13 protein-coding genes are annotated in these 16,895 nt (G+C 73.3%); 9 read left to right on the top strand and 4 right to left on the bottom strand.

The window, feature by feature from the left end:
• Positions 1-58 precede the first annotated feature (58 nt).
• On the top strand, positions 59-547 hold the full coding sequence (locus tag WME98_RS03135) for a GyrI-like domain-containing protein (RefSeq protein ID WP_437949894.1): 489 nt from the start codon (positions 59-61) through the stop codon (positions 545-547).
• A gap of 295 nt (positions 548-842) precedes the next feature.
• Positions 843-1,598, top strand: a complete 756-nt coding sequence (locus WME98_RS03130) for a sensor histidine kinase (protein WP_437949893.1) — start codon at positions 843-845, stop codon at positions 1,596-1,598.
• A 118-nt stretch (positions 1,599-1,716) separates the two neighbouring features.
• Here the strand turns inward: WME98_RS03130 and WME98_RS03125 are convergent, their stop codons facing one another.
• On the bottom strand, positions 1,717-3,540 hold the full coding sequence (locus WME98_RS03125) for a sigma 54-interacting transcriptional regulator (RefSeq protein ID WP_437949892.1): 1,824 nt from the start codon (positions 3,538-3,540) through the stop codon (positions 1,717-1,719).
• A gap of 191 nt (positions 3,541-3,731) precedes the next feature.
• Between WME98_RS03125 and WME98_RS03120 the strand changes: the two genes are divergently transcribed.
• Positions 3,732-3,980, top strand: coding sequence for a hypothetical protein (locus WME98_RS03120; RefSeq protein ID WP_437949891.1), 249 nt, complete (start codon positions 3,732-3,734; stop codon positions 3,978-3,980).
• Positions 3,981-4,029: 49 nt separating this feature from the next.
• Positions 4,030-5,202 carry an amidohydrolase family protein gene (locus tag WME98_RS03115; protein ID WP_437949890.1) on the top strand — a complete coding sequence of 391 codons (1,173 nt, stop codon included), beginning with the start codon at positions 4,030-4,032 and terminating at the stop codon, positions 5,200-5,202.
• A gap of 1 nt (position 5,203) precedes the next feature.
• On the opposite strand, the gene WME98_RS03110 is transcribed toward WME98_RS03115, so the two are convergent.
• Complete coding sequence (locus tag WME98_RS03110; protein WP_437949889.1) at positions 5,204-5,548, bottom strand: BMA_0021/BMA_0022 family TOMM bacteriocin; 345 nt, start codon at positions 5,546-5,548, stop codon at positions 5,204-5,206.
• 238 nt (positions 5,549-5,786) lie between these two features.
• Entirely contained in the window at positions 5,787-10,010 is a 4,224-nt protein-coding gene (locus WME98_RS03105; RefSeq protein WP_437949888.1) for a TOMM system kinase/cyclase fusion protein, read from the bottom strand.
• Positions 10,011-10,570: 560 nt separating this feature from the next.
• On the opposite strand from WME98_RS03105, the gene WME98_RS03100 reads away from it, so the two are divergent.
• On the top strand, positions 10,571-11,383 hold the full coding sequence (locus WME98_RS03100; RefSeq protein ID WP_437949887.1) for a hypothetical protein: 813 nt from the start codon (positions 10,571-10,573) through the stop codon (positions 11,381-11,383).
• Positions 11,384-11,446: 63 nt separating this feature from the next.
• Here WME98_RS03100 and WME98_RS03095 read toward each other — a convergent pair whose 3' ends face one another.
• Positions 11,447-12,511, bottom strand: a complete 1,065-nt coding sequence (locus tag WME98_RS03095; protein WP_437949886.1) for a GDSL-type esterase/lipase family protein — start codon at positions 12,509-12,511, stop codon at positions 11,447-11,449.
• A 575-nt stretch (positions 12,512-13,086) separates the two neighbouring features.
• Here WME98_RS03095 and WME98_RS03090 point away from each other — a divergent pair.
• Genes WME98_RS03090 through WME98_RS03075 form a run of 4 tightly spaced genes read left to right on the top strand, consistent with a single transcriptional unit; the run spans position 13,087 to position 16,895 of the window.
• The gene (locus WME98_RS03090) at positions 13,087-13,683 is read left to right on the top strand and encodes a response regulator (RefSeq protein WP_437949885.1); all 597 of its coding nucleotides are present in this window, start codon (positions 13,087-13,089) and stop codon (positions 13,681-13,683) included.
• 43 nt (positions 13,684-13,726) lie between these two features.
• Positions 13,727-14,458, top strand: a complete 732-nt coding sequence (locus WME98_RS03085) for a sensor histidine kinase (RefSeq protein WP_437949884.1) — start codon at positions 13,727-13,729, stop codon at positions 14,456-14,458.
• Entirely contained in the window at positions 14,455-15,363 is a 909-nt protein-coding gene (locus WME98_RS03080; protein ID WP_437949883.1) for a hypothetical protein, read from the top strand. Before WME98_RS03085 ends, WME98_RS03080 begins: the two co-directional genes overlap by 4 nt.
• On the top strand, positions 15,360-16,895 hold the full coding sequence (locus WME98_RS03075; RefSeq protein ID WP_437949882.1) for a sensor histidine kinase: 1,536 nt from the start codon (positions 15,360-15,362) through the stop codon (positions 16,893-16,895). Before WME98_RS03080 ends, WME98_RS03075 begins: the two co-directional genes overlap by 4 nt.

Here is a 16,895-nt window from a genome sequence, read left to right as displayed (position 1 = left end):
CTGGTTCAAGGTGCAGGGTTCGAGCGTCGCTTCCAAGGACCTCCCAGGAGAAGAGCGCATGAACGTCTCCGTCGTGACCCGGGGCGAGCTCCGGCTGGCCGGCATCAAGGTGGTGGGCCGCCGCAGTGAGCTCAGCCACCGGGTGCCCCTCGCGTGGCTAGAGCTCGTCGACCGCCTCGACGCCGTCCCCCACCTGGTGGACCGGAGCGTGCTTTACGGGGCGTTCCCGGAGAGCGATCACCGGAAGGCGAGCCACGACGGCGTCTACACCTACTGGGTGTGCGCCGAGGTGAGCGCGAGCGGGGCGCTCCCGGAGGGCGTGCGGCCGCTGGTGCTCCCAGCGCGGACCTACGCGGTCGCCCGGGTCGAGGGGACCGCGGAGGCCATCGAGGCGACCTACCTCGGGCTGTCGCGCTGGATCGAGGCCCAGGGCAAGCGCGTCGACACGCAGGCCTGGTGCCTCGAGCGGTACGACGAGCGGCGGCAGAAGGTGACGCCGCCCTACGAGCGGTTCGACTACGACGTATGGAAGCCGCTGGACGGATGACGCGCCGAAATCCACGCGCCACGCCGGTTGCGCGTCACGCCGGTTGCGCGTCACGCGTTGCTCGATCGCGCAAGCGCCGGCGCATCACGAGGCGCGCGTTCCTGTAGACCTTGGAGAAGCGCGGCGCAGGACGACCCGCGAGCGCGACGCGGCGATCGCCTGCGCTCGACGGCGCCCTCGCTCAGATCACGGGCGAATGACGCTCCGGCGGGGCATGGGCGCCTGGCATCGAGGATGCTTGGGCGTCCAGGAGACGATCGCGAACGACCATCCATCCTCGAACGGGGCTCTCGCCATGTCCGCTCTGAACCCGCAGCGCACTGGAACCCTCGACGCACGCCGGCCCGCTCGCGCCTCCGAGCACGACGGAGCGGACTGCCTCCGGGACGAGTTCCTCAAGCTCGCATCGCATGAGCTCAAGACGCCGCTAACCTCGCTCGCGCTGCAGGTGCAGCGGATGAAGCGCATGAGCGAGCGGCACGCAGAGGACGCGTCGACGTGGGTCGCCTCGCTCGAGGTCGTCGGCCGCCAGGTCAACCGGCTCGCCCGGCTCTGCGACGACATGCTCCAGGCGATCTCGCTCCGAGCGGGCCAGCTCGCGCCCGATCGCCAGAGCGTCGATCTCGGGGCGCTCGTCCGGGAGGTGGTCGCCGGGCTCCCGGTCGAGCTCCGCGCCCCGTCCGCCGCCATCTCGGTCGACGCGCCCGAGGGCGTGGTCGGCCTCTGGGACCGCGAGCAGATCGGGCGACTCGTGTTCCACCTGGTCAAGAACGCCATCGCGTTCGGCGAAGACCGGCCGGTCTCCATCGAGGTCAAGGCCCCTCCCGGCGGAGCGCAGCTCCTCGTCCGCGACCGCGGCACAGGCATCGCCGAGGAGGACCAGGAGCGCATCTTCGCGTGCTTCGAGCGCGCGGGCGACGTGGAGCACTTCGGTGGTCTCGGGCTCGGGCTCTACATCGCGCGCGAGATCGTGCACGCCCACGGCGGTCGCATCGGCGTGGAGAGCGCCCTGGGCCGCGGCTCGACGTTCGTCGTCGACCTCCCCCTCTAGCCCCACCCAAAACCCAGCCGACCGCCGCGCGCGAGATCCGCGAGCGCCCGCCGCGCGGGGCGCGCTGCGACGAGGCCCTGGGCGGCCCGCCCGACCGGCAGGCCGCCCAGGGCCCACGCTACGGATCGCCGGGCGGCGCGTACCCGAGCCGCTTGATCCCGAGCGCCTTCAGCTTGTAGACGAGCGTGCGCAGCGGCATGCCGAGCGCGCGCGCCGCCTCCGTCTGGTTCCCGCCCGCCTTGCGGAGCGCCTGGACGATCAGCTCGGCCTCGCAGCGCTGGAGCCGCGCCTTCAGGAAGTCGGCGCCCGGCGGCGCGGAGGTGGGCTCGGCTCCATCGCACGGAAGGTCGCGGTCCACGGCCGGCGCGACCGGGGGCGCCGCCCGCGCGCGCTCGGGCAGATCCTCCTCCGCGATCCACTCGCCCTCGGCGATCACCACCGCCCGCTCGATCGCGTTCCGCAGCTCCCGCGCGTTCCCCGGCCACGCGTACGCCCGGAGGCGCGCGAGCGACCCGGCGTCGAAGCCGCGAATGGAGCGGCCGTTCGCCTGGTTCGCCTGCTCGAGGAAGCGGCGCGCGAGCGGCTCGATGTCCTCCGGTCGCGCCCGGAGCGGGGGGATCGTCACCGTCATCGCGTTCAGCCGGTACAGGAGATCGCAGCGGAACGCGCCGGACGCGCACATCGCCTCGATGTCGCGGTGGGTCGCCGCGATCACGCGCGCATCGACGTCGATCGGCTTGTTCGAGCCGACCCGGGTCACCTGCCGGGTCTCCAGGACGCGCAGGAGCGCGGCCTGCGCCGCGGCCGGCAGCTCGCCGATCTCGTCGAGGAAGACCGTCCCCCCGTCCGCCGCCTCGAACACCCCCCGCTGCTGCTGCCACGCGCCCGTGAACGCGCCGCGCTCGTGGCCGAAGAGCGCGCTCTCGACGAGCTGCTGCGGGATCGCCCCGCAGTTGACGCACACCATCGGCTTCCCGCTCCGCGGGCCGCGGTCGTGGACCGCGCGCGCCACGACCTCCTTGCCCGTCCCCGTCTCGCCCAGCAAAAGCACCGGGATCGACGATCGCGCGACCCGCGTGACGATCTCGAAGACGCGCCGCATCGCGGGGCTCACGACGACGAGATCGGCGTGCGGGGCGCCCGCGTGGCTCTTCCACGCCCCGCCCGGCGCCGACCGCACGGGCTGATCCTCCGTCGCGCTGCGCACCGCGTTCCAGCACCGATAGAGCAGGTCCTCCGCCACGGTCCCCGCGTCGGGGAACATCGCGAAGCCCGCGAGCACGGCCGGCGCCCCGTCCGCGCCCGACGCGGCGAGCGCGCGCGCCAGATCGAGCGCCGCGTCGGCCCCGGCCTCGGGAAGCAGCGCCGCCACGACGTCCGAGCTGTACAGGGCGATCCGGTCCACGGGGCGCAGCAGCGCCCGCATGCGTGGAAACAGGTGGCTCACGTGACCGCCCTGCTGGCGCGCGGGCCGGGCCATGACGATGGCGAAGCTCCGCCCGAAGAACCGCGCGCGCCTCACCTCCTCCTCGAGGGCGACGCGGAGCTGCTCGTGGCTCATCAGGCCCGGCAGCTCGCCCTCGGCCGCCGTGATCGAGCGGACGGCGACGACCACCTTGCCGAGGATCACCTCGTCGCCCGGCTTCGCCTCGCCGCGCGCGACCCGCGCCCCGCCGAGCCAGGTGCCGTTGGTCGAGCGCAGATCCTCGACGAGGACGCTGTCGCCGGACACGGTGAAGCGGGCGTGCTCGCGCGAGAGGCTGACGTCGCGGATCTGGACCTGCGACGGCGGCGCGCGGCCGATGACGACCGGCGCGCTCGGCCGCAGCACGACGCGCTCGGCGCCGTCGCGGTGATACACGAGCAGGGCCACGCGCCGGTCGTCCTGCCTGACACGCTGGATCGCATCGATGAAGCTGCTCGACAGCGGCGTCGTTTCCATTCCGCTGTCCTCGCGAATCACTGACACTCTGTTAACCCCCCTCTCACAAGATCCCGTCCCGGGGTCCGGGCGCCGCGCCGCCCGCGTGCGCGACGCGCGCCGGGCGGAGCCCGCCCGCCCCGCGGGCAGGCGCTCGCTGACGCTGATTTGCGCACCGCCACGGGCGTCTCCCGCGCGCCGCGACGCACCAGATGGCTCACCGGGGTCGGGTGTTCATGTCGCTCGAGTCGCTCCAGTCGCTCCAGTCGCACAAGTCACACATCTTGCAATTCAAGCACCACCCGCGGGTCGAGCCCGCCGGTGACAAGGACACCGTGTTCCCGATCGGCGGGCGCGCGCGCTTCATGCTCCGCGGGCGCCACGCTTCGGGCCGGCGCGGCTCCACGATGTGCCGGTCCGCCTCGGGGGGCTCGACCGGGCGAACCGGGAAGGGGGCCTGAGCCCGGTGCCCCTCTGCATCCAGGCCGCGCTCGGCCGAGGAGACCTCCCATGCGCGACGGCTATCGCATCCTCGACGCGGATCGCCACGTGATTGAGCCGCTCGATCTCTGGCAGGTCCACCTGGAGCCGGAGTTCCGCGATCACGCGCCGTACCTCGCGTACGTCGGCGAGGGCGAGCCGCTGGCCGACCGCGTGGCGTATCCCGGACCGGAGGGCCTGGTCTCGCTCCCTCCGCAGCCGATGATGGACGGGCGGCCGCTCCTTCACCGGACGAGCGCGCGGACGTGGCGCGCGGTCGCCTCGGCCAGCCGCCGGCGCGCCGGGCAGCTCGCGCGGCTCGGCCCCCTGGAGCTGCCCCAGGCGCACATCGAGGACATGGACCGCGAGGGCATCGACGTGGCCTTCCTGTATCCGACCCTCGCGCTGATGCTCCTCGGCATGTCCCCGCTCGAACCGGCGCTCGCGAGCGCCTTCGCGAGGGCGTACAACACCTGGCTCCGCGGCTTCTGCGACCACGAGCCCCAGCGGCTCCGGGGCGTCGCGCTGATGAGCCCCCACGATCCCGCGCAGCTGGTGCCCGAGCTCGCGCGGGCGGCGGCGCTCGGCTTCCGCGCCGTCGTGATACGGCCGAACCCCGTCGCGGGCCGGACCCTGGGCGACCCCGCCTACGAGGCGTTCTGGGCCGAGTGCGAGCGGCGCTCCATCGCGGTCGCCGTCCACGAGGGCGCGCACGCCTCCCTTCCGGCGGCCGGCGCCGATCGCTTCCGCAGCCGCTTCGCCCTGCACGCGTGCTCGCACCCGATGGAGCAGATGATGGCGCTGCTCGCGCTGATCGAGGGCGGCGTGCTCGAGCGCCACCCCCGCCTGCGGGTGGCCTTCCTCGAGGCCGGCTGCGGGTGGCTGCCCTACTGGCTCCATCGCCTCGACGAGATCGAGTACCGCGGCCTGGCCGAGGAGGTCGCGCCGCACGTCCGCCGCGAGCCGTCCGCGTATTTCCGACGCCAGTGCTTCGTCGAGATCGAGCCGGACGAGCCGCTCCTGGAGCAGGCGATCCCGTGGATCGGGGAGGGCAGCGCGATCTTCGGGACGGACTTCCCCCACATCGACCACGACGCCGGCATGACGGAGCGAGCGCTCGCGCTCCGCGGCAGGCTCCCCGGCGACGCGCTCCGCAAGCTCCTCTGGGACAACGGCGCCCGGTTTTACGGGCTAGAGGAGTGACTCAGCAGAGCATGACGGCGAGCGGCGCGTCGCTCGCGAGCTGGGCCAGCGCGACGGCGCGATCGTCCAGGTGCGGCCTCGGCGGGACGTAGAGCACGAGGACGCTCGCCGACGGATCCCAGCCCTTGCGCTGCTCGCAGAAGCGCCACCCTTCGCCGCAAGGAGAGCCCGGTTCCCCTGCCTCGCGGACGGTGAGCTCGATCCCCCGCGGCAGCGGATAGCCGCAGCAGGCCATCAAGAACTCTCGCGGATCGCTCTTCAGCCGGACGAGCTGCGCCGGGTCTTCCCAGCTCAGCGCGACGGCGCGCAACCACGCCGCCTCCAGCGCCGAGAGCTCGTCCGCCATCTCGCCTCGCTCGCGCGGGGGGCGCACCTCGGCCGAACCGCCGTCGCGCTGCGCAGGTGTGCTGTCGGTCTCCGATGTACCAGATGGGTAGTGGGGTGACGCACGGGAACCCATGGCTATCTCCGTTGCAGGTAACGCATATCGCGCACAGGATGCATGGAGCCGCGGCCGCGCGCCGTCGAGCCCTCTGCGAGCCCTCCGCGGGCAACTCGAGCGCTCGAGCAGGCGCCGCGGCAGCTCAACGGCTCAGCGCCTGCGACAGCGCTCGCGCCTCGACGAAATCGGGCAGATCGGCGCACTCGGCCGGCCAGCCGCCGAGCTCCCGGAGCAGGGAGCGCGCCTCGTCGCGCCGCTCCTGCCCCACGAGGATACGGCAGAGCGCCACGATCGAGCGCAGCTCGATCATCCGCGCGCCCTGCTCGCGCGCGATCGCGATCGATTGACGCAGGCAGCGCTCGCTCTCCTGTTCCGCGGGGGCGCCCGAGGCGTGGAGAGACAGCGCCTTCAGACGGTAGAGCTCCGGGACGTAGTAGACGTCGCCGAGCTCCGCGGCGAGCCGCAAGCAGCCCGCGAGCTGCTCGACCGCGGCCTCGTGCTGCCCGCGCTCGGCCTCGAGCTCCGCCACGAGCGAGAGCCAGTAGGGCAAGCCCATCTTCTGGCCGGTGTCCCGGATCGCCTCGACGTCCCGCCTCAGCTTCTCGAGATCCCGCCGCGCCCAGGAGCGCATCGCCCAGCAGAGCTCCTTGAACCAGAGCGGGTGGCGCTCCATCAGCTGCATGAGGGCGTCGGTCACCTCGTCGACCTTCTCCCGCTCGCGGCCGTAGTGATAGACGCCGGCCAGGTGGAGCAGCGCCATGCCGAGGGTGTTCGGGTGGTCGAGCTCGCGCGCCCACGCCACCGCGGCCTCTCCCTGCGCGACCGCCTGCGCCGGGCAGCCCATCAGGTGGAGCAGCAGCGCGAGCGTGTACTGGCCGTTGGCCTTGGGATCGATGCCATACAGGAAGACTCGCTCCCGCTGGGAAGGGTCGTAGAGCTCGATGCCGCGAGCGAGGTGCGGGCGAGCCTCCGCGAGCCTCCCTTCGAGGAACAAGCAGTTTCCCAGCTGCACCATGGACGAGACCAGCTGGCCGGTGTCCTGTGACCGCGTGGCCATCCCGTGGAGCCGCTCCGCCAGCGCCCGCGCCTCGCGACGATGGCTTCGCATGTGGTGATACCAGAACATCGCCCACAGCGTCGGCGCGGTCATCGGGCTGTCCCCGAACCCGTCGCTCAGCTCCTCGCAGCGCTCCACCGCCGCCTCGAGCTCCCGGGGCATGTACCCGCGGCGGTCCAGGAGCGCCACGATGAGCAGGCTGTTCAGCCGCAGCTCGGCGAGCGCGCGCTCCCGGTCGTCCGCGATGGCCGAGAGCCAGCCGAGCGCCTGCGTCACGTGCCCGATGGCCTCGGTGTCGTCGGCGTTCGCCGGCCGCTTCAGCGCGCGCTCCGCCGCGATCTCCGCGTAGGCGATCGCCTGCTGCTTCTGCTCGGCGGCGGCGTGGTGGTGCGCGAGCAGATCGGGCCGCGCCGCGACGAGCTCGGGGAAGCGCTCCTCCATCGCCCGGGCCACGCAGGCGTGCAGCCTCCGCCGGCTCCGCTTCGAGAGCGACTCGTAAGCCGCGTCCCGGATGAGCACGTGCTTGAACAGGTACGTCGGGTTGTTCAGCCGGCGCTTCCTGTGGATGAGGTCCGCGGCCATCAGCCGGTCGAGATCTTCCTGGACGAGCTCGCCGTCGAGGGTGGTCACGGCGCTCAGCACCTCCAGGCTGAACTCCCGCCCGAGCACCGCGGCGATGCGGGCGGTCTCCTTCGCCCTGCCGAGCCGGTCGAGGCGCGCCATCAAGAGGCCCCGCAGCGTCGAGGGGATCGCGAGCTCCGAGAACGGCTCGGCGAGCGTGTAGTGGTCCCCCTCGTCGATGAGGGCCCCGGACTCGAGCACCATCCGCGTCAGCTCCTCGACGAAGAGCGGGACGCCGTCGGTCCGGTCGACCACCTGCTCCAGGAGCGGCTCGGGCAGCGAGCGGCCGCCGGCGAGCCGCGCGACCATGTGCTCGACGTGCTCGCGATCCAGGCGGCCGAGCTGGATCTGGAGCATGCCCGACGTCGACCACGGCGGCGAGAACTCCGGCCGCGCGGTGAGCAGCATCATGAGCCGCGCCGAGGGCACATCGACGATCAGCATGCCGAGCCACTCCAGGCTCGTCGGATCGGCCCAGTGCAGGTCCTCGACCATGAACAGGACGGGCCGCTCCTCGGCCATGTCGAAGAGCATGGACACGAGCGCGTTGAGCGTCCTCTCCTTCTGCCGCGGCGGCGGGTCCTGAGGCGCGGCGTAGCGCGCGTCGAGGGGGATCGACAGGAGCGCCGCGAACAGCGGCACCGTCTCCGCCAGATCGAAGCCGCGGCGGGCCAGGAGCGCCTCGAGCCGGGCGAGCCGGCGCCCCGGCGCGTCGTCCCGGCCGGGGTCGATCAGCCGCTCGAGCAGCTCGATGAGGGGGTGGAGCGCGCTGTTGCGCCGGTCGGGGGTGCAGCGGCACTCCAGGCAGCTGTGGCCGTCGCCGCGGAGCCGCCGCGCGAGCTCCCACGTCAGGCGGGATTTGCCGATCCCGGGCCCGCCGGTGACGAGGATGCTCTGCCCGATGCCCTGCCGGACCTGGCTCCAGCGCTGGAGCAGGAGCTCGAGCTCCTGGCTCCGGCCGATCAGCGGCTCCGTGTCGCGGCCCGCGGTGTCCTGGTCCTGCGTCGAGCGAGGGATCTCGCGCCCCATGCGGTAGATGGCGCTCTGCCGCTCCGCGCCCGAGAGGTCGCGCGACGCGATCGGCTCGAATGTGAACCGGCTCCGGAGCAGCCTGAAGGCGTCGCCGCTCACCGCGATCGTGCCCGGGGCCGCGAGCGCGCTCAGCCGGGTCGCGATCCGCGGCGTCGTCCCGAGGTGCTGCGTGTAGCGTTGCGGCTGGCCGGCGACCACGAGGCCGGTGTGCAGCCCGATCCGGACCTCGAGCGCGATGCCCCGCGCCGCCGCGAGGCGCGCGCTGCGCGCGCGGACGTCCTCCGCGATCTCCAGCGCCGCGCGCGCGGCGCGCCGGGCGTCGTCCTCCTGCGCCGACGGATAGCCGAAATGCAGCAGGATCTGATCGCCCAGCGCGCCGGCGAAGCGCCCGCGGTGGCGGCGGGCGATCTCGTCGCAGACGTCCTGTTGCTCGCCGAGCAGATCGTCGACCTCCTCGACGTCGGTGTCCTTCAGGCCCGGGCCCGAGGTCGAGAAGGCGCAGCAGACCACGGTGAGGGGCCGCCGCTCGGCGTCGAGGCACCCGGCGCCGCTGGCGAGCTCCCCGTCCACGGGAGAGGGCGTGTCCTCCGGCCGGGGCGTCGCCGGAGAGGGCAGCGTGTCGGCCGCCGCGCGATTGCTGGGCACGGGCCGGCCCTCCCGCGGGGGCCGGTCGAGCGGCGTCGTCGCGCTCGCGCCGTAGCCCCACCGGCCCTCGTCCGACGCGCCGGGGTCCGGCTCCGGCGCCGACGCCAGCCCGCGCGCCACGAAATCCTCGCGGCTCAGCCCCTCCACGCCGCAGGCCTCGAGCTCGCGCAGCAGGCCGGAGGCGGTGGCGACGCGCTCGGCCACGTTCTTCAGGGTCGCGCGCCGGAGGAGGGTGCCGAGCGGGTGGCCGAGGAGCGCCGCGGGGATCGGGATCGGCTCGGAGCTGGCCTGTCGGAACAGCACCTCTTGCAGCGACCTGCCGGAGATCGCCGGCCGCCCGGTGAGGCACTCCAGGAAGACGAGCCCCCAGGCGTACAGGTCCGATCGCACGCTCACCGGCTGTCCGAGGAGCTGCTCCGGCGCCGCGTAGGCGGGCGTGCAGAGGATCTCGTTGCTCGGGGTGAGCTTCGCGTCGACGCCCTCCATGGCCCCGGCGATGAGCGCGCCGATGCCGAAGTCGAGCACCAGCGCGTTGCGCCGCGCGCCGGTGGAGACGATCATGATGTTGCTGGGCTTGAGGTCGCGGTGGACGACGCTCTGCCCGTGGGCGCAGCCGAGGGCGTCGAGGACCTGGAGCATCAGGTGCCGCGCCTCGGTTGGATCGAGGGCGGTCTCCTCGGCCAGCACCTCTGCCAGGTTCTTGCCGGGCACGAACTCGAAGATGGTGTAGAGCGTGCCCTCGTCCGTCTGGCCGGCGTCGATGAGCCGGACGATGTTGGGGTGGTGGAGCTGCGCGCAGAACCGCGTCTCCTGGTGGAAGCGGGCGCAGCGCCGGGCGACGTCGGCGGGCTTGCCGCCCCGGGCCGGCCGCATGACCTTGATGGCCACCATCTGTCCGGTGGCGAGCTGGCGCCCCTTGTAGACGTCGGCGAACCCGCTCTCCCGCAGCGCGGAGACGATCTCGTAGCGCTCCTGGAACACGGCGCCCGGGGCGATGGCGGTCGGGGTCATCGCCGCTCCCTCCGCCGGGCGGCGCCGCGGGACCGGCCGAGCGGGCGCGCCCCGGGAGGCGCGGAGCGCGGCGCCGAGCGGCCCGCCTGGCCGATGGAGCGCTCGCGCACGGCGGCCGCCGACCTCGTCGTTGCGGCTGTCCCACGGCCGACCTCGCTGCTCACGGTAGCTCATATAAGGTGTGGACCCATGGACGTCCGTCGATGGCCGTCCGGTTCCGGCGCGCCTGGTGAACAAACTCTGGATCTCGCCCGCGCCCGTCCGGCGCCTCGGGGCGGAGATCGCGGAGCGGCGGCAGGCGGAGAGGCGGAGAGGCGGACCGGAGCGCGCCCGCAGCGCCGCTCGCCCGGCGGCGGAGCTCGTCCGGCGCTGTGCGAGGTCGCTAGAATGTTCTGCTGGAGCTATCGACTCCATCGCTTCGATGTGCAGCGAATTGACCTCTGACGCCGCCGGTGAGAGGGCGATGGCGCCGGCTCCGCCGGCGACCTGTCGCGAGGTGCGCCGCGAGCGCCCCACGGCCGGTGAGCGACGGCGCGAGGTTCCTTGAAGGAGTGGGAGACATGCTGAGGCAACTGGCGACGAACATCGTTTTGCTCGCGTTCGCGGCGGCTCTTCCGATCGCGTGCTCGGGATCGGGGGACGGCCCTGGGGCCGCCGGCGGCAGCGCCGTCGCCAGCGGGAGCGGCGGCGCGGCGGCGTCCGTCGGGCAGACCTCGGCCAGCAGCGGCGCGGGCGGGGACGGCGGCGCGGGCGCCGGCGCGGACGGGGGCGGCGGGGCGGGCGAGGGCGGGGCGGCCGAGGGCGGCGCGGGCCCGGGCACGGGCGGCGCCGGCGCCGGCGGCGCGGGCGGGGGCGAGGGCGGCGCTGGGGCCGGCTGCGTGGGGATGGGCGGGATCACCTACACGCTCGCGATGGCCCCCGCGCCGACCGCAGAGCAGCAGTCCGCGTACGCCATGATCACGAGCGCCATGGATGAAGCGCTGTCGCACTACAACTGTTACACGAGCATCGAGAAGAGCCTGTCGGTGTCCTATGTGCCGTCGGTCGCGACGGCCGACGGCAACGTCAACGGATCCATCCGGTTCGGCGCGTTCAGCTCCATGAATTACATCACGGCCATGCACGAGATCTCCCACACCCTGGGGGTCGGCAGCTTCGAGTTCGCGGCGATGGTGAGGGACGGCGTCTTCACGGGCGAGGCGGCGACGAGCCAGCTCAGGGCGATCACGGGGAACGCGAGCGACGCCGTGCACGCGGACAACCAGCATTTCTGGCCGTACGGTCTCAATTACACGAGCGAGGTCGAGACGACGGACGACCTCGTGAACCACTGCAAGATGGTCATCGCCATCCGCGAGGACATCGGCTATTGAGGGCGCGCTGCGGCGCGGCCCGCGCGGCGCGGCGCGGGGGCGCCCCGGCGCGCCGGCGCCACGTCACCGGAGGTACGCGGCCAGGCCGAGCCCCTGATCGCGGATGGCGTCGGCGACCACCCGGGCGATCCGCGCCGCGCCGGAGCGCGAGAAGTGCGTGTGATCATCGCAGAAGAACTCGCCGACCGGCCCTCCGGTCGTCGCGCTCACGTCTCCGCCGGGGACCGGGCAGAAGCCGAGCTCGTTGTAGAGCGCGACGCTGCGCTCGTGGAGATCGATCACCGGCACGCCGTGCTGTTCGCCCGCCTCGTGGGTCGCGGTCACGTACTCCCCGCGCGTCCCCCGGGCCGTGCTGCCATTGCAGGCGATGGCGCTCACGGGCGTCACGAACACGGGATGCGCGCCCCGCTCCTGCGCGGCGCGGGCCATCATCCCGTAGCTGGTCTTGAAGGCGTCGAGCCCCACGTGCCGATCGCACGTGCGCGATCCGTCGTTGATGCCGAACTGGATGAACAGGGTGTCGCCCGCCTTCATGCCGTCGAGCATCTGAACCCACCTGTCCTGAAGTACGGGCTCGCCGCTCGCGTCGCGCTCGAGCGCGCACTCCCCGGTGGCATCCATGGTGCTCTGCACGTGGTAGAGCCACGTGCGCACGCTGCGGCCGCCGACCGCGCTGTTCACCACGGTGACCCGCTCGTCGAAGAGCGCCGCGATCTGGCCGCCCCAGCCCGCCGGGCAGGGGGTTTGCCCGTTGGCGACCGTGGAGTCGCCCGCGATCCAGATCGTGATGTCCGGCATCGGCTCCATCCCGCCTGACCCGGCGCCGCCGCCTCCGGACGCGCCGCCCGAGCCCGCCGCGCCGCCGCCGCCAGCAGCGCCCGACGAAGCCGCCGTGCTCCCGGCGCCCGACGAAGCCGCCGTGCTCCCGGCGCCCGACGAAGCCGCGGTGCTCCCGGCGCCCGCGCTCGCGCTGCTCGCTCCCGGCGGCGGGCCTCCGCCCGTCCCTGCGCCGGGGTCGCCGGCCGCGCCCTCCGCATCCGTGCAACAGGCCAGGGCGAGCAGCGCGACCCCCGACGCGCGGGCCGCCCGCCGACGAGCGGCAGATCGTAAATCCAGGTGAATGAGCATGCCTTCCTCCTGCATCCCTGTGTCCGGGACACCTTCCAATCAATCACCGATGGGCGTTTTTTTTCTCGGAGCTGCCCACCGAGGCGCGCACCGGGGCCTCGTTGCCGCATTTTTGAAACAGCGTCGGAATCGAGCCCGCGCGAGCTCCGGCGCTCCGCGGCCGCCCCTCGACAGGGGAGACGAGGTGAAGAGACATGAACCGACGTCACGAGCGCAGCGGTTCGTTCCCGACGCACGGCGGTATACGGACGGAAACAGGCCAAGTCGCTGGCGCTCCGAACGGAAATACACTCTTCCGCCGTGAGCCGTAGACAGCCGTATTATGCCGTTGACTGACGCGGAATTTGTCACGTAGCTTTACGAAGAGGCGACGCTGGCCGAAGGGGGGCGTCGCACGGGACAGCAGGAATCACCCAAGCGCGCTCTCGTACGCCCGCGACGCAGCGGTACGAGGCTTCGCCGCGCGATAGCCAGAGGAGACGGTAGTTGTGCCCATGTCTCTAAGAGCTCATCGCACACTCTCGCAGGGGGAGGACGAGAGCGACGTCCATCTCGTCTCACGACGAAGGTTTCGAGTGCTCGTCGTCGACGACGAGGAGAGGGCGCTTCGCAGCATCGCCGCCGTCCTGTCGACGGACGTCGATGTCGTGACCTGCTCGTCGGCAGAGCACGCGCTGAAGCTGCTCGAGGCGAGGCGGTTCCACCTCGTCTGCTCCGACTTCTTGATGCCTGGAATGAAGGGAGACGAGCTGCTCCGGCGGGTGTCGGGCATGTCCGTGTACACGAGCTGTCTCCTCGTCACCGGGGCCGACGAGTACATCCGCTCCATGAGCGGCAGCCACAACTATGTCATCCTGAAGCCGTTCGACCCTGACCGCCTCATCGGGATCGTGCTGCAGCTCTCGCGCCTCGCCGAGATGAAGCGGTCGGTCCACTCGATGGCCGACTCCCTCGGATCGTCGGGCCCGACGGGGGCGGCCGCCGGGGGCGAGATGGTCTCCTGCGAGCCTGCCGACGCCGGCTCGCCGCCGGACTCCTCGCCGGCGCCCCCCACCTCGAGGTTCGGCGCGGGCGCGGCGGCCGGGTCCACGGCGCGCGGGCCGCAGCAGGGGCCGGAGCTCACGAGGGCCGCCCCCGCGGCGCCCGGCGTCCCGGGGCGCTCTTGCCGATGAGTCCGCGCGCGGCGTCGATGCGGGCGGAGGGACGAGGAGCCGTATGATCAGCTGGGATCCCCTGGGCGCAGCAGAGCAGGCCGCGGTCGCGGACGAGATCCTGTCCGTGCTGCGCCACGACCTGCGCAACCGCTTCGCCATCGTCCGCAATGCGTCGTTCTACATCAAACGCAAGGTCGCGGGAGACGCGGCCTACTCGGCGGATCCGAGGATCGCGGAGTTCTTCGGGATCATCGACGAAGAGGTGATCGCGGCGAGCGCGCGGCTCGACGAGTCGGTCGACGCCGCGCGGGTCTTCACCCGCCGGAGCGCGCGCGTGAGCGCGGCCGATTGCGTGCGGCGCGCGGCGGCGTGCGCGCGCGTCGGCGCGTCCGGGGCCCGCATCGAGCTCTCGGCCGAGGACGGCGACGTCGAGGCGGACCCGATCGAGCTCGCCGTCGCGGTGAGGTGCCTCATCGAGAACGCCGTGGCGTCGACCCCAGGGGACGGCGTGGTCACGGTGCAGGGCGCCGCGAGCGGCGCGCGGTACCTGATCGACGTCACCGACGCCGGGGGCTCCACCGGCGAGGTGGACGGCGAGGCGATCCTGCGCCCGTTCACCACGACGAAGCCGGGTCACTTCGGCCTCGGGCTGAACATCGCGACGCGCGTCGCCCGGCGCTATGGCGGCACGCTCGCCCTCGAGCCGCGGTCGCGCGGCACGTCGGCGGTCATCGAGCTGCCGCTCGCCGCCCCGCCAGAGGCCGGCGGCGCCGGGCCGGAGCCGGCGCCGTGAGCGCGGGCCGACCGCCTCGAGGGCGCCCGAGGCGCCCGCCGGCCGCCCGGAAGCCGGCGGCGGCGACCGCGCCGCGGCGCGCGCGCCCCGGGATCGCGCTGGGCCTGCTCCTGGCCGCGTCGACGGCGGCCGCGCCGCCGGAGCGGGAGCGGGCCGAGGCCGCGGGGGAGCCGGCGCAGCCCCCGGTCGAGGAGCTGTTCCTCGGCGAGACGCCGTTCCCGCAGGAGGCGCTCGAGCTGCAGGTCACGAGCGCGCCGGCGTGGGAGCGCGCCGGGCGCCGGGTCCGCTTCGGCGTCCCGCTGCTGCTGGAGCTCGGCATCACCGATCGCCTCCAGGTCGGGGCCGAGCTCCCCCTCGAGCTCGTGCGCCACGACCGGGGGGCGACGGCCGGGCTCGGCGCCGTCCAGGCGGGGGCGATGGTCAACCTGGTCGACAGCGGGGCGCTCGGGCTCGCGCTGTCGGCGGGGCTGGAGGCCGCGCTCCCCGCCGGCGCGCGCGAGCTCGGCCCGCCGGGCTACGCGCTGGAGCCGTTCGTGAGCGTCGACAAGGCGATGGCTGGCGTCCACGTGGGCCTCTCCGCCTCGGCGGAGGTCCGGCTGCCGGCCACGCGGCGCGGCGCCGCGGAGCTCAGCCCTGGCGTCGCGCTGGCCGTCGTCCTGCCGGTCGGCCCCGTGGCGCCGACCGTGGAGCTCGCCGCCGAGCTCGACGAGGCCGCGTCGCTCGCCGTCGCGTCCGGCGTGCTCTGGCACCCGGCGCCCGGCCTGGAGCTCGGCGCCGCGCTCGAGCTCGGGCTCGCCGGGGAGACGCCCGACGTCGGGCTCCTGCTCCTCGTCACGACCGAGATCGAGCTCGCCCGCGGCGGCGATGAACCCCTGGAGCACGGAAGCAGGAGCCGCTCCCCATGAGCATTCGAGCCAGACTGGCCTCCATCTTCGGCGTCGCGCTGGCAGCGGTCCTCGTCGCCGGGGGAGCGTTCTACTTCACCATCGCGGAGATGCTGATCTTCCAGCGGCGGGCCGAGGCGTCGTACGAGGATCTGACGCTGCACGTCACCCTCGCGAGCGACGCGAGCCGGTACATGAACGAGGCGGCGAAGGTCGCGCTCCTCGGCGGCGTCACCGCGGAGCTCGCGGACGCGGCCGAGGACGCGGCGCGCGACCTCGGCGCCATCGAGGCGCTCAAGCGGCGGATGATCGCCGACGAGGAGGTCAGGGAGAGCGACGAGGAATCGACGGAGGAGCTCGGCCACATCCGCTTCATGCGAGAGAGCCTCGAGCACATCGTCGCGAGCACGGCGGGGATCGCCCGCGTCGCGGACGGCAGCGCGGGCGAGCGGCACGCGATGTTCGTGCGGCTCTCCGATCACGAGTACAAGGAGCGGTTCCTCCCGCACATCAACGCGGCGGTCCACGACGCGGAGCGGGACATCGCCAGGGTCCTCGCCGACGAGCAGCGCCTCCGCGCGCGGGTGGCGGCGCTCGGGGCGGCGGCGATCGGCGGAGCGCTGGTCATCCTGGTCGCGCTGCTCGGGAGGCTCCTCCGCGCGATGGATCGCGGCTTCCACGCGCTGATCGAGGGCTCCCGGCGGATCGCGCACGGCGATCTCGAGCTGCGCCTCCCCGAGCTCGATGAGCACGAGTTCGGCCGCCTGAGCGCCGCGTTCAACCACATGGCGCAGAGCCTCCAGGCCGCCCAGGAGGCCAGGCTGCGCATGGAAAAGCTCGCGGCGGTCGGGCAGCTCGCGGCGAGCGTCGGGCACGACCTCCGGAACCCGCTCGGCGCCGTCCGGAACGCGAGCCATTACCTCGGCAAGCGCCTCTCCGCGACGGAGCTCGGCAGAGAGCCCCGCATCGCGCAGTTCCTCTCGATCATCGACAAGGAGCTCGCGGCGTGCGGCCGGATCATCAGCAACCTGCTCGACTTCGCGCGCGAGCGGCGGCCGCTGCTCTCGGCGTGCGCGCTCGGCCCCCTCGTCGACGACGCCATCTCGGTCGTGGAGGTCCCGCCGCACGTGCGCGTCGAGAACGACGTGCCCGCGGCGTTCCCCGTGGTGGAGCTCGACCGGGACCAGTTCCGTCAGGTGCTCGTGAACCTGATCCAGAACGCGGCCGAGGCGATCCCGGCCGGGCGCGAGGGGCGCGTGCGGGTCGCCGCGGCGTGGGGGAGCGACGGGCTGACGCTCTCGGTCGCGGACAACGGGACGGGCATCCCCGCGGACATGCTCGCGCACATCTTCGAGCCGCTCTTCAGCACCAAGCTGAAGGGGACCGGCCTCGGCCTGGCGATCAGCGCCGGGATCGCCCGCCGGCACGGCGGCACGCTCGAGGCGAACAGCGAGCCCGGCGGCGGCGCGACCTTCGTCGTCCGGCTGCCGGCGCGCGAGGCCGCGACGGCCGCGGAGCCCACCGCCGCGCCCTCCGGGGCGCAGGGCACATGA

Origin of the sequence: Sorangium sp. So ce296, assembly GCF_051529605.1 — a bacterium.
In the GTDB taxonomy this organism is placed as follows: Bacteria; Myxococcota_A; Polyangia; order Polyangiales; family Polyangiaceae; genus Sorangium; species Sorangium cellulosum_D.
This window is presented reverse-complemented; position numbering and strand designations above follow the sequence as displayed.